Consider the following 12,452-nt stretch of genomic DNA (forward strand, 5'->3'; position numbering starts at 1 on the left):
ACGTGGTGTGTCAGGCGGAGAACTTCTCGAGCAGCGCCTTGCGCTGCCGGTCGCCAGGCCGCGCACGCGGCGGGTGGGGCGATCTCCAGTTCGGTCATGAGCTCCTGCGCCTTGACCTTGCCCACCTTGGGCAGGGCCTCGAGCAGAGCCGAGACCTTCATCTTGCCGAGCACCTCATCGGTCTCCGCGTCCTTCAGCACCTGCTGCAGGGTGGTGCCGCCGCTCTTCAGCCGGTTCTTCAGCTCGGCGCGTGCGCGGCGAGCGGCAGCTGCCTTCTCCAGAGCAGCAGCGCGCTGCTCGTCGGTCAACTGGGGAAGGGCCACGATTCCTCCGTCTTCGATGTACTTGGTCCTGCCGCAAACTTGCGACTGAAGCGACGGTACCCACGTTTCGCTCCTCGTGGGAACCCCACCCCCTCTCACCTGCGGTTTGGCGGTGATGTAGGTATCGGAGCAGGCCCCTGCCCAGCCCCTGCACACCGCCTCAGCTTGCAATCGAGAAATGTTGCCCCACAACGGTTTCAGTCCCCCACCTGCGAGTTCTCGCGCCACTCGGCGTGTGACAGGTGAAACTCATGTGACCTGCGGCGATAGTCGCAAGTCACACGGGCCTCCGCGCGTGTCGGGCGTGTCGCCAGCGGCGGACGCGCTGGTCAACGACCGCCGAGGGCGCCCTCGACCTCGTCCCGGACGGCGCGCGCGGCGGCGCGCAGGGACGGCACCGTCGGGCCCGCCGACAGCACCTGCCGCGACGAGCTGGGCAGCACGGTGCCCCCGGCGCCGAAGATCGTCGCCACGTCCGCGGGCGTCGCTCCCTGCGCGCCCAGGCCGGGCGCCAGGACGGGCCCACCCAGCCCGTCCAGGTCAAGACCATGTTCGCGGGTGGCACCCACTACCAGCCCGACGGTGCCCGTCCCGTCCGCGTTGTCGGCGCGCGCGGCGTCGACGATGCGTTGCCCGACACCGTCGGCCTGCACCTGCGCGCCCTCGGGATTCGACGTGCGCGCGAGCACGAACACGCCCCGGCCGGCCGCCCGGGCGGCGTCGACCGCGGGTGCGAGGGAGCCGTAGCCGAGGTACGGCGAGAGCGTGACGGCGTCGGCCGCCAGGGGCGAGTCGCCGAGCCAGGCCCGCGCGTAACCGGCCATGGTGGAGCCGATGTCGCCGCGCTTGGCGTCGGCGATCACGACGGTGCCGGCCTCCCGGCACGCCGCGATCACCTCCTCGAGTGCGAGCATCCCGGCGGCGCCGAACTGCTCGAAGAAGGCGACCTGCGGCTTGACGAAGCCGACCTCGCCCGCGAAGGCCTCGGCGCAGCGCAGGCCGAACTCGCGCACGCCTGCGGCGTCGTCGGACAGCCCCCACGCCGCGAGCAGCGGCGGGTGCGGGTCGATCCCCACCACCAACCGCCCGCGGTCCGCCACCGCCGCGGCGACCCGCTGCGCGAACGTCACAGGTTCACCAGGGCGGCGTGCATGTCCTGCAGGCTCTTGACCCCGATGCCGCCGCGCAGCGCCGCCTCGATGCCCTGGACGGCCGCGGAGGCGCCCTGCACCGTGGTCACGCACGGCACGGAGGCCTGCACCGCGGCGGTGCGGATCTCGTAGCCGTCCACGCGGGGTCCGGCGTTGCCGTACGGCGTGTTGATGATCAGGCCCACCTCGCCGGCCTTGATCTTCTCGACGATCGACTGCTCGCCCTCGGGGATGACGTCCGAGTGCTTGAGCACGGTCTGCACCTGGACCCCGTTGCGACGCAGCACGTCCGCGGTGCCCTCGGTCGCGAGGATGGTGAAGCCGAGGTCCGCCAGCCGCTTGACCGGGAAGATCAGAGCGCGCTTGTCCTTGTTCGCCACGGAGACGAAGACGTTGCCCGTGGCCGGCAGCGAGCCGCTGATCGCGGTCTGCGACTTGGCGAAGGCGGTACCGAAGTCGCGGTCGACGCCCATCACCTCGCCGGTGGACTTCATCTCGGGCGACAGCAGCGAATCGACGCCGGTGCCGTCCGCGCGGCGGAACCGGTTGAACGGCAGCACCGCCTCCTTGACCGAGACCGGGGCGTCGATCGGCATCCGCGAGCCGTCGCCCTCGGCGGGCAGGATCTGCTGCTCCCGCAGCTCGGCGATGGTCTGGCCGAGCATGACCCGGGCACAGGCCTTGGCCAGCTGGACCGCGGTGGCCTTCGAGACGAAGGGCACCGTGCGCGACGCGCGGGGGTTGGCCTCGAGGACGTAGAGCACGTCGTCCTTGAGCGCGTACTGCACGTTCATCAGGCCGTGCACGCCGATCCCGCGGGCCAGCGCCTCGGTGGCGGCGCGCACCGCGTCGATGTCGGCGCGCCCCAGGGTGGTGGGCGGCAGGGTGCAGGCCGAGTCGCCGGAGTGGATCCCGGCCTCCTCGATGTGCTCCATGATGCCGCCGATGAACACCTCGCCGGTGGCGTCGCAGAGCGCGTCCACATCGATCTCGACGGCGTCCTCCAGGAACCGGTCCACGAGGACCGGCCGGTCCGGAGCGAGCTCCGTGGCGCGGGAGATGTAATCGAGGAGCGCCTGCTCGTCGTAGACGATCTCCATGCCGCGGCCACCGAGCACGTACGAGGGGCGCACGAGCACCGGGTACCCGATGCCGGCCGCGACGTCCCGCGCACCGTCGGCCGTGGTGGCGGTACCGAACTTGGGCGCCGGGAGGCCGGCCTCGGTGAGCACGCGGCCGAACTCGCCGCGGTCCTCGGCGAGGTCGATCGCCTCGGGCGAGGTGCCGACGATGGGCAGGCCCGCCGCCTTGAGGCGCGCGGCGAGGCCGAGGGGCGTCTGCCCGCCGAGCTGGACGATGACGCCGACGACGCCCGGGCCGCCCTCGCCGGAGCGCTGCTCCGAGTGGTACACCTCGAGGACGTCCTCGAACGTCAGCGGCTCGAAGTAGAGCCGGTCGGCGGTGTCGTAGTCGGTGGACACCGTCTCGGGATTGCAGTTGATCATCACGGTCTCGTACCCGGCCTCGCTCAGCGTCAGCGCGGCGTGGACGCACGAGTAGTCGAACTCGATGCCCTGGCCGATGCGGTTCGGGCCCGAGCCCAGGATCAGCACCTTGGGCCGCTCGGTCTGCGGAGCCACCTCGCTGGTGGCCGCGGGGTCGACCTCGTAGCTGCTGTAGTGGTACGGCGTCTTCGCCTCGAACTCGGCGGCGCAGGTGTCGACCGTCTTGTAGACGGGCCGGATGCCGTGCTCGTGCCGGTACGCGCGGATCTCGTCCTCGCTCACGCCCCGGAGCTCGGCGATCTGCAGGTCGGAGAAGCCGTGGGTCTTGGCCAGCCGCACCAGATCCGGGGTCAGGTCGGCGTCGCGGACGTCCGTGCCGAGGTCGACGACGGCCTTGATCTCCTCGAGGAACCAGGGATCGATCGCGGTGGCGTCGAAGACCTGCTCGACGGTGGCGCCCAGCTCGAAGGCGCGGCCGATGAGGTAGAACCGGCCGTCCTTGGGGACCTTGATCTCCTCGAGGAGTTCGTCCAGGGTCCCCTCAACGGGCGCGCCGGTCCAGAAACCGTGCCGCTTGGTCTCCAGCGAGCGCATCACCTTGCCGAAGGCCTCGGCGAAGCTGCGGCCCAGGCTCATGGCCTCGCCCACCGACTTCATGGTGGTGGTGAGGGTGTCGTCGGCGCCGGGGAACTTCTCGAAGGCGAACCGCGGGGCCTTGACGACGACGTAGTCGAGCGTCGGCTCGAAGCACGCCGGGGTCTCGCCCGTGATGTCGTTGAGGATCTCGTCGAGCGTGTAGCCCACGGCGAGCTTCGCGGCGATCTTGGCGATCGGGAAGCCGGTGGCCTTGGACGCCAGCGCCGAGGAGCGCGAGACGCGCGGGTTCATCTCGATGGTGACCAGGCGGCCGTCGCGCGGGTCCTGTGCGAACTGGATGTTGCAACCGCCGGTGTCGACGCCCACCTCGCGGAGGATCGCGATCGACTGGTCGCGCATGATCTGGTACTCGCGGTCGGTGAGCGTCATGGCCGGCGCCACCGTGACCGAGTCGCCGGTGTGCACGCCGACGGGGTCGACGTTCTCGATCGAGCAGACGACCACCACGTTGTCGCGGCCGTCGCGCATCAGCTCGAGCTCGTACTCCTTCCAGCCGAGGATCGACTCCTCGATGAGCACGTTCGCGGTCGGCGAGGCGGCCAGGCCGGCGCCCGCGATGCGGACGAGGTCGGCCTCGTCGTAGGCCATGCCGGAGCCGAGGCCGCCCATCGTGAACGACGGCCGCACGACGACGGGGTAGCCGAGGTCGGCGACCGTCTCCTTGCACTCGTCGAGGGTGAAGCAGACCTTGGACCGGGCGGACTCGCCGCCGACCTTGGCGACGATGTCCTTGAACATCTGACGGTCCTCGCCGCGCTGGATGGCGTCGAAATCGGCGCCGATCAGGCGGACGCCGTACTTGTCGAGGATGCCCTGCTCGTGCAGGCCGACGGCCGCGTTGAGCGCCGTCTGGCCGCCGAGGGTGGCCAGCACGGCGTCGATCGGGAAGCCCTTGTCGCGCTCGGCGACGATGACCTTCTCGATGTACTCCGGGGTGATGGGTTCGATGTAGGTCGCGTCGGCGAACTCGGGGTCGGTCATGATCGTGGCCGGGTTCGAGTTCACCAGCGAGACGCGCAGTCCCTCGGCGCGCAGGACGCGGCAGGCCTGGGTGCCCGAGTAGTCGAACTCACAGGCCTGGCCGATCACGATCGGACCCGAGCCGATCACCAGGACGTGCTGGATGTCTGTGCGGCGCGGCATTACTTCTCTCCCGTGGTGCTCATGATGCTTGCGAACTTGTCGAAGAGGTAGGCGGCGTCGTGCGGTCCCGCCGCGGCCTCCGGGTGGTACTGGACGGAGAAGGCGCGGCCGCTCAGCAGTTCGACGCCCTCGACGGTGCCGTCGTTCGCGCAGACGTGGCTGACGCGGGCGCGACCGAAGTCGGTGCCGAACTCCTGCCCGCGCTCGCCCTCGAGCGCGAACCCGTGGTTCTGCGCTGTGATCGAGATCCTGCCCGTCGAGTCCTCGACTACCGGGATGTTGATGCCGCGGTGTCCGAACTTCATCTTGTAGGTGTCCAGGCCGAAGGCCCGGCCGAGCAACTGGTTGCCCAGGCAGATGCCGAACAGCGGCAGGCCGGCGTCCAGCACGCCGCGGGTCAGCTCCACCTCGTGCGCGGCCGTGGCGGGGTCGCCGGGGCCGTTCGAGAGGAAGAAGCCGTCCGGGTTGAAGGAGCGCACCTCGTCGAGCGTGATCGTCGAGGGCACCACGTGCACCCGCATGCCGCGCTCGGCGAACATGCGCGGGGTGTTGGTCTTGATGCCGAGGTCGACGGCGACCACGGTGAAGCGAGCCTCGCCCTCGGGCTCGATCGTGTATGACGCGGTGGTCGAGACCTCGCCGATCAGGTTCTGCCCCTTCATCGACGGCTGCTCCCGCACCCGGTCGAGGAGCTCGGCGTCGGGAGCAAGGGCGTCGCCGGAGAACACCCCGGCGCGCATGGAGCCGTGGTCACGCAGGCGGCGCACCAGGGCTCGGGTGTCGATGCCGGCGATGCCGACCACCTGGTCCACCAGCTCGGCGTCGAGCGAGCCGCTGGCGCGCCAGTTGCTCACCCGGCGCGTGGGGTTGCGCACGGCGTAGCCGGCGACCCAGATCGTGCCACTGTCCTGATTCGGCCCGCTCGCTCCACTCCCGGCGGCTGCGCGACTCTCCCCGTCTTCACGGTTCCAGCCGGTGTTGCCGATCTGCGGGGCGGTCGCCACCACGATCTGCCGCGCGTACGACGGGTCGGTGAGCGTCTCCTGGTAACCCGTCATCGCGGTGCAGAAGACGGCCTCGCCGAGGGTCTGCCCGACGGCGCCGAACTCGACCCCGCGGTGCACGGTCCCGTCTTCGAGAACCAGGAGTGCTTTGTTGTCGGCAGCCATCTAACTTTCCCTCACGTCCATCAGTTTTCGATACGTCGTCTTGTCGTCGGCGCGGAAGCCCGTGTCCACGACGGTGCCGGTGGGCAGTTCCCAGCGCAACACCAGAAGGCCGTCACCGGGCATCACCTTTCCGGCCAGCTTGGAGGCGCGGCGGACCTCCACCAGGTACTCGTCCGCGATCCACATCGGGTTGCCGCGCCCGCGCTCCATCAGGTAGCCGTCGGCGTAGCGGCTCAGGTTCACGGTGGCCCGGTACCCCCAGTCCCCCACCGCGACCCGATCCTGCCAGTGGGGCGCCACGGTGCTTCCGACGTAGACGCCGGACACCGGCCCGAAGACCAGTTCGCTGAGCTGCTCGGGGGTGCTCGGGATCTCGCCCACCGACGCGGCCTGCCGCTGCCCGCGGCGGCGCCAGCCCAGGGCCATCAGGGAGAACAGTCCGGCGAGCACCACCAGCACCAGCAGGAGCGTGGCGAAGTCGCTGACGCTCACGCCCGCTCCCTCGGCCCCGGTTCGGCGGCCGCACCGTCGCGGGCGGTGATCCGACCGCGCAGCACCGTGAGCACCGGCTTGGCCTTGAAGCTCAGCTCCGCGAACGGGGTGTTCCGCGAGCGGCTCGCGAGCTCGTCGGCGCGCACTGTCCACCCCAAGTCCGGGTCGATCAGCGTCAGGTTCGCCGGCTCGCCCACGTCGATCGGCCGGCCGTGGTCGTCGAGGCGCGCGATCCTGGCGGGCTTCTCGCTCATCACCCGCGCCACGTCGCGCCAGCTCAGGTCGCCGGTCTCGACACAGACCTGCGCGACGATGGCGAGCGCCGTCTCCAGGCCCAGCATGCCGGGGCGGGCGGCGGCGAACTCGCAGCACTTGTCCTGCTCCGCGTGCGGCGCGTGATCGGTCGCCACGCAGTCGATCACGCCGTCCCGCAGCGCCGCCCGCAGCGCAGCCGCGTCGGAAGCCTCGCGCAGGGGCGGGTTCACCCGATTCACGGCGTCGTAGGTCTGCAGGCGCGAATCGTCGAGCAGCAGGTGGTGCGGCGTGACCTCGGCGGTGATGTCGATGCCCTGGGTCTTGGCCCACTTCAGCAGCTCGACGGTGCCCGCGGTGGACGCGTGGCAGATGTGCACGCGGGCGCCGGCATCGCGGGCGAGCAGGGCGTCGCGGGCGACGATCGCCTCCTCGGCGGCGCGGGGCCAGCCGGTGAGGCCCAGGCGCGCGGCCTCGGGGCCCTCGTGCGCGACGGCGCCCTTCGTCAGCCGCGGCTCCTCCGCGTGCTGCGCGATGACCACGCCGAGCGAGGCCGAGTACTCCAGCGCGCGGCGCATGAGCAGCGGATCCGCCACGCACACACCGTCGTCGGAGAACACCCGCACCCGGCCCGCGGAGGTGGCCATCATGCCCATCTCGGCGAGCTTCTCGCCCTTCAGGCCGACGGTGACGGCACCCACGGGGTGCACGTCGACGAGGCCGACCTCCTGGCCGCGACGGTGGACGTGGTCGGTGACCACCGCCGAGTCGGCGACGGGGCTGGTGTTGGCCATGGCGAACACCGCGGTGTAACCGCCGAGTGCGGCGGCGGCGGAACCGGACTCGATGGTCTCGGTGTCCTCCCGACCGGGCTCGCGCAGATGGGTGTGCAGGTCGACGAAGCCGGGCAACAGGACCCTGCCGCCGCCGTCGACGACCTCCGCGCCGTCGGCCGGCGCGAGAGATGGTCCGATGGCGGTGATCTCGCCGCCGGCGATCGCGACGTCCACCGGATCGCCCTCGCCGTAGGGACGGACGTTGGTGAGCAGCAGGCTCATTCGGGGATCCTCCATCCCGCGAGTAGTGGGCAGTGCCGGGATGAGCGGTCGTCATTCCGCACCCCTTCCTTGGCCAGAAGATGGAAGAGCACCGCCATGCGGACGTGCACGCCGTTGTTGACCTGCTGCAGGATCGCGGCCTGCGCGGAATCGGCGACGGAGTAGCCGATCTCCATGCCCCGCAGCATCGGTCCTGGGTGCAACACCACCGCGTGGTCGGGCAGCAGGGCGGCGCGCTGTGGGTTGAGTCCGTAGCGCACCGAGTACTCGCGCTCGCTGGGGAAGAAGCCGCCGTTCATCCGCTCGGCCTGCACGCGGAGCATCATCACCGCGTCGGCGCCGGGCAGTTCCGCCTCCAGCGAGTCGGCGACCGTGACCGGCCAGGTCTCGACGCCGACCGGCAGCAGCGTGCGGGGCGCGACCAACACGACCTCCGCGCCGAGCGTGGACAGCAGCAGCGCGTTCGATCGCGCGACCCGGCTGTGCAGCACGTCGCCGACGATCACCACTCTGCGGCCGTCGAGGCCACCAAGGCGCTGGCGCAGTGTGAGCGCGTCGAGCAGGGCCTGGGTCGGGTGCTCGTGCATCCCGTCGCCGGCGTTGATGACGACGGGGCCGGGCAGCCCGTCGAGGGCCGCTGCGGAGTTGGTCCACGCCGCGATCTGTTGCGCCGCACCGGAGGCGGGGTGCCGCACGATCAGCGCGTCGGCGCCGGCGGCGTGCAGCGTGAGGGCGGTGTCGCGCAGCGACTCGCCCTTGGCCACCGAACTGCCCGACGCGGAGACGTTGATCACGTCCGCGCTCATCCACTTGCCCGCCACCTCGAACGAGACGCGGGTGCGGGTGGAGTTCTCGTAGAACACCGTCATCACGGTGCGACCGCGCAGGGTGGGCAGCTTCTTGACCTCGCGGCCCAGCAGCGCCTGCTGCAGCCGGTCGGCCTCGTCGAGGATCTCCTCGGCCTCGTCCCGGGGCAGGTCGCCCGCCGAGAGCAGGTGCCTGGTCACGAGATCACCACCGCGTCCTCGCCGTCCTTCTCCCGCAGCCGCACCTGGACGTCCTCCTGCCGCGAGGTGGGGATGTTCTTGCCCACGTAGTCGGCGCGGATCGGCAGCTGCCGGTGCCCCCGGTCCACCAGCACCGCCAACTGGACCGCGGCCGGGCGGCCGATGTCACGGAGCGAATCGAGCGCGGCGCGCACCGTTCGGCCGGAGAACAGGACGTCGTCGACGAGGATGACGAGGGCACCGTCGACGCCCTGGGGCGGGACTGTGGTGCGCTCGAGGGGACGGTGCGGCTTGTGCCGCAGATCGTCGCGGTAGAGGGTGATGTCGAGGTGGCCGACGGGGACTGCCACGCCGGAGAACTCCTCGATGTCGGCGGCCAGCCGGGCGGCGAGAACCGCACCGCGCGTGGGAATGCCGAAGATGACGACGGGCGGGTTCGCCTCCTCGCCCGCGGCCGGCGTGTCCAGGGCCGTCTTCTCGATGATCTGATGCGCGATCCGTGCCACCGTCCTGGTGACATCTGCCGCGGACATGAGCTCTCGAGCCATGTGGACCTCCTTCTCCGCCTCTCCGGACGGCTCGCTCCGCCTCTCGGGACGGACTTAAAGGATGCCTTGATGCGACACGAAGCATACCAGTACGTTCAGGACATGGAATTGTCGACCAGGCAGCGCGAGACGCTCTCCGCGATCGTCGACGCGTTCGCCCCGGGCGACGGCGTGGCCGTTCCCTCTGCGAGCGCCCTCGGCGCCGGTGACCTGGCCGTTTCCTATGCCGACCGCAGCCCCCGCGACAGCGACGGGGTGACGCTCTCGCAGTCGCTGTCACTGTTCGACAACCGGGTGTTCTGCGCCACCGTTCTGGGCACCCGCGGACAGCGGTTCGCGGACCTGGCCGCGCCCGAGCGCGAGCGGGTCCTGATCGATCTCGCGCGCTCCCGGTTCGTGCAGAAGCGGATGCTGTTCAAGCGCCTGCGCAACATCGCCATGCTGTCGTACTACGCGGCGGGCGGTGCCGACGGCGAGCACGGTGCGGGCGCGGAGCTGATGGCCGCGATCGGATACCCGCGGCAGCCGGCGATGAAGAAGCCCCGGGCGCGGGCGATGCGGGCGCTGCGCCCGCTCACGCCGACGCGGTACCAGGTCGACGCGACGACGGCGTGCGACGTGGTGGTCGTCGGTTCCGGCTCGGGCGGGGCGGTCGCGGCCGCGGCGCTGGCTGAGGCCGGGCTCGACGTGGTGGTCCTCGAGCGCGGCGATTACGTCTCCCCACCGACGCCGGCGAGTCCGACTTCGACAACCTCACCCAGCTCTACGCGCCCGGCCCGTTCTGGACCGAGAACGCGCAGTCGTACCTGCTCTCGGCGCGGTGCCTCGGCGGCGGCACCGTGGTCTCCCACGGCGGGTACTTCCGGCCGTCGGAGAAGGTGCGCGCCGACTGGGCGGACCGCGGCATCGACACGGGGCCGTCGCTCGACGCCGCGCTCGACGAGGTGTGGCACCGCAGTGGCGTCACCGAGGCCGCGACCGCACTGTCGCTGCGCGACGAGCTGCTCGAGAAGGGCTGCGCCGAGCTGGGGCTGCCGGTGCGTGCGGTGGGCCTCGCCGACGACGGCGAGGCGGCCGCGGGCGAAGGGCGCTGGGGCCCGCCAGCCGGATCGCCGGCAGGCAGGACGCGGGCCGCACGTGGCTCCGCGACGCCGAGAAGCGCGGCGCCCGCATCGTCACCGGGGCCCAGGCCCGATCCATCGAGGTGCAGGGCGGGCGGGCGCGCACCGTCATCGCGCGGACGTCGGGCGGCTCGTGGCTGACGGTGCGCTGCAGCGCCGTCGTCGTCGCCGCCGGCGGCTTCGAGACGCCCGCGCTGCTCGCCCGGTCGGACATCGGCGGCGCGCACGTGGGCAAGCACCTGCACCTCCACCCGACCGCGACCGCGTTGGGCCTCTTCGGCGAGGCAGTGAATCCGTGGGAGGGGACGGCCTCGGCGCGGTACAGCGACGCCCACGCCGACCTCGACGGCGCCGGATTCGGCGCGCTGTACGAGACGATCCCCTTGACGCCCGCGCTGGCCGCCAGCTTCGTGCCGTGGCGCAACTCGGTGGAGCACCTCAACGTAATGCGGCAGTTCCCCCATCTGTCGATGGTGCGGGTCATGCTCCGCGACCGCGGCGCGGGCGAGGTCGTGATGGACGCCTCCGGCGAACCGTCGGTGCGGTACGACCTCGCGGAGGCCGACCGCGCGCACCTGCGCACGGGCGTCGACACCGCGGTGCGGATCCTCGAGGCCGCCGGGGCGCGGCGGATCTTCACCGGCCAGCAGCGCGGCGGTGACTACGTGCCGGGCGAACAACCGGTCGAGGGGTTCCTCGACCGGTCGCACGCCGTCGGATACGGGGTCGGCGAGATCGCGCTGGGCTCGTCGGAGCCGATGAGCACCGCCCGGATGGCGGCGTCCCAGCGGCGCGGCGTCACGGATCCCGAGAGCGCCCTGTGGGACGCCCCCAACGTGGTGATCGCGGACGCGTCGATGCTGCCGACGGCGTGCGGGGTCCACCCGATCGGCACCGTCCAGGCCCTGGCGCTGCGGAACGCCCGCGCGCTGGCCGCCCGGTTGAAGGGCTAGGGCTACTCGCGCCGGTCGGCCGGTTGGGCGGCCGCCGCGGACCGCACCTGGGGAGCCAGCGTCGCGACCTTGCCGAGGACGCCGTTGAGGTACGTCGGCGAATCGTCCGTCGAGAGCTCCTTCGCGAGCTCGACGGCCTCGTCGACCACCACGGCCGGCGGCACGTCGGCCGCATTGAACAGCTCCCAGACGGCGATCCGCAGGATCGCACGGTCCACCGCCGGCAGGCGCGCCAGCGTCCAGCCGGTCAGGTGCGAGGTGATCACCGAGTCGAGCTGCTCACGATCGACGCCCACGCCCGTGACGAGCTGCGCGGTGTACTCGGAGACCGGCGCGACCGCCGCGTCCTCCGCCGCGAGCGCACGGCGCTCCGCGAGCAGGCCGTCGAGATCGGTGACATCGCGCGCCTCCGCCTCGAACAGCAGGTCGACGGCGCGCTTACGCGCCCGGTGGCGGGCGCCCGACTTCTTCGGGCGCCGGGATTCAGGCTGATCGGGCACTTTAGAGTTCACGCGCCCCAGGTAGCTGCCGTCACGGGTGTCGACCTTGAGCTTGTCGCCGGTGTTGATGAACAGCGGAACGTTGATCTCGGCGCCGGTCTCCAGCGTGGCGGGCTTGGTGCCGCCGGTGGAGCGGTCGCCCTGCAGGCCCGGGTCGGTGTGCGAGACCACGTACTCGGCCGAGATCGGGAGCTCGACGAACAGCGCCTCGCCCTCGTGCATCGAGACCTGGACCTGCATGTTCTCCAGCAGGAACCGGGCGCCGTCGCCGACCTTCGCCTCGTCCAGGTTGATCTGGTCGTAGGTCTCGCCGTCCATGAACACGTAGTCCGTGCCGTCGTGGTACAGGTAGCTGAAATCGCGGCGGTCGACCGTGGCGACGTCCACCTTCACGCCGGCGTTGAAGGTCTTGTCGACCGTCTTGCCGGAGACCACGTTCTTGAGCTTCGTGCGCACGAAGGCGGGGCCCTTGCCCGGCTTCACGTGCTGGAACTCGATGATCTGCCAGAGCTGGCCCTCCTGGTTGAGGACCAGGCCGTTCTTGAAATCAGCAGTCGATGCCACGTTGTGTCG

Annotated in this window: 11 protein-coding genes and 4 pseudogenes; 3 read left to right on the forward strand and 12 right to left on the reverse strand. The window is 71.2% G+C overall.

Translation table 11 applies throughout. The annotated features are described in order from the left end of the window. Nucleotides 1–10: 10 nt before the first annotated feature. From mihF to MTP03_RS22840, 10 genes and pseudogenes are all read right to left on the reverse strand, one after another. Nucleotides 11–323, reverse strand: a pseudogene (gene mihF / locus MTP03_RS13635) (integration host factor, actinobacterial type). A 329-nt stretch (nt 324–652) separates the two neighbouring features. Continuing rightward, complete coding sequence (gene pyrF, locus MTP03_RS13640) at nt 653–1,453, reverse strand: orotidine-5'-phosphate decarboxylase (RefSeq protein WP_248488749.1); 801 nt, start codon at nt 1,451–1,453, stop codon at nt 653–655. After that, a complete protein-coding gene (gene carB / locus MTP03_RS13645; protein WP_248488750.1) occupies nt 1,450–4,779 on the reverse strand; it encodes a carbamoyl-phosphate synthase large subunit in 3,330 nt (1,109 codons plus the stop codon). The genes pyrF and carB overlap by 4 nt, the downstream gene beginning before the upstream one ends. After that, nucleotides 4,779–5,948 carry a glutamine-hydrolyzing carbamoyl-phosphate synthase small subunit gene (carA, locus tag MTP03_RS13650; protein WP_248488751.1) on the reverse strand — a complete coding sequence of 390 codons (1,170 nt, stop codon included), beginning with the start codon at nt 5,946–5,948 and terminating at the stop codon, nt 4,779–4,781. Before carA ends, carB begins: the two co-directional genes overlap by 1 nt. Next, nucleotides 5,949–6,440, reverse strand: coding sequence for a transporter (locus MTP03_RS13655; protein ID WP_248488752.1), 492 nt, complete (start codon nt 6,438–6,440; stop codon nt 5,949–5,951). Further along, nucleotides 6,437–7,750 (reverse strand): dihydroorotase, encoded by a 1,314-nt coding sequence (locus tag MTP03_RS13660; RefSeq protein WP_248488753.1) that lies wholly within the window; start codon nt 7,748–7,750, stop codon nt 6,437–6,439. Before MTP03_RS13660 ends, MTP03_RS13655 begins: the two co-directional genes overlap by 4 nt. Then, a complete protein-coding gene (locus tag MTP03_RS13665) occupies nt 7,747–8,757 on the reverse strand; it encodes an aspartate carbamoyltransferase catalytic subunit (protein WP_248488754.1) in 1,011 nt (336 codons plus the stop codon). Before MTP03_RS13665 ends, MTP03_RS13660 begins: the two co-directional genes overlap by 4 nt. Beyond that, nucleotides 8,754–9,305 carry a bifunctional pyr operon transcriptional regulator/uracil phosphoribosyltransferase PyrR gene (gene pyrR / locus MTP03_RS13670; protein WP_248488755.1) on the reverse strand — a complete coding sequence of 184 codons (552 nt, stop codon included), beginning with the start codon at nt 9,303–9,305 and terminating at the stop codon, nt 8,754–8,756. The genes MTP03_RS13665 and pyrR overlap by 4 nt, the downstream gene beginning before the upstream one ends. Nucleotides 9,306–9,581: 276 nt before the next feature. Further along, nucleotides 9,582–9,785: a hypothetical protein gene (locus tag MTP03_RS13675; protein WP_248492365.1), complete on the reverse strand. Its 204-nt coding sequence runs from the start codon at nt 9,783–9,785 to the stop codon at nt 9,582–9,584. Next, on the reverse strand, nt 9,755–9,883 hold the full coding sequence (locus MTP03_RS22840; protein WP_256465150.1) for a hypothetical protein: 129 nt from the start codon (nt 9,881–9,883) through the stop codon (nt 9,755–9,757). The genes MTP03_RS13675 and MTP03_RS22840 overlap by 31 nt, the downstream gene beginning before the upstream one ends. On the opposite strand from MTP03_RS22840, the pseudogene MTP03_RS13680 reads away from it, so the two are divergent. From MTP03_RS13680 to MTP03_RS22850, 3 genes and pseudogenes are all read left to right on the forward strand, one after another. Then, nucleotides 9,861–9,980: pseudogene (locus MTP03_RS13680) on the forward strand (hypothetical protein); the annotation flags it as partial. The gene MTP03_RS22840 and the pseudogene MTP03_RS13680 overlap by 23 nt on opposite strands. A 119-nt stretch (nt 9,981–10,099) precedes the next feature. Beyond that, nucleotides 10,100–10,393, forward strand: a pseudogene (locus MTP03_RS22845) (GMC family oxidoreductase N-terminal domain-containing protein); the annotation flags it as partial. 20 nt (nt 10,394–10,413) lie between these two features. Then, the gene (locus MTP03_RS22850; protein ID WP_371820973.1) at nt 10,414–11,379 is read left to right on the forward strand and encodes a GMC oxidoreductase; all 966 of its coding nucleotides are present in this window, start codon (nt 10,414–10,416) and stop codon (nt 11,377–11,379) included. A gap of 2 nt (nt 11,380–11,381) precedes the next feature. Here MTP03_RS22850 and nusB read toward each other — a convergent pair whose 3' ends face one another. Both nusB and efp read right to left on the reverse strand, forming a co-directional pair. Continuing rightward, nucleotides 11,382–11,891: a transcription antitermination factor NusB gene (gene nusB, locus MTP03_RS13695; RefSeq protein WP_248492175.1), complete on the reverse strand. Its 510-nt coding sequence runs from the start codon at nt 11,889–11,891 to the stop codon at nt 11,382–11,384. Then, nucleotides 11,883–12,443: pseudogene (efp, locus tag MTP03_RS13700) on the reverse strand (elongation factor P); the annotation flags it as partial. The gene nusB and the pseudogene efp, both read right to left, overlap by 9 nt. Between the last annotated feature and the right edge of the window lie 9 nt (nt 12,444–12,452).

Source organism: Tsukamurella sp. PLM1, from assembly GCF_023168325.1.
GTDB lineage: Bacteria > Actinomycetota > Actinomycetes > Mycobacteriales > Mycobacteriaceae > Tsukamurella.

Coding starts and splice junctions, on each gene's coding strand:
- carB (WP_248488750.1), bottom strand. CDS start 4,779: ATGCCGCGCCGCACAGACATCCAGCACGTCCTGGTGATCGGCTCGGGT.
- pyrR (WP_248488755.1), bottom strand. CDS start 9,305: ATGGCTCGAGAGCTCATGTCCGCGGCAGATGTCACCAGGACGGTGGCA.
- MTP03_RS13660 (WP_248488753.1), bottom strand. CDS start 7,750: ATGAGCCTGCTGCTCACCAACGTCCGTCCCTACGGCGAGGGCGATCCG.
- carA (WP_248488751.1), bottom strand. CDS start 5,948: ATGGCTGCCGACAACAAAGCACTCCTGGTTCTCGAAGACGGGACCGTG.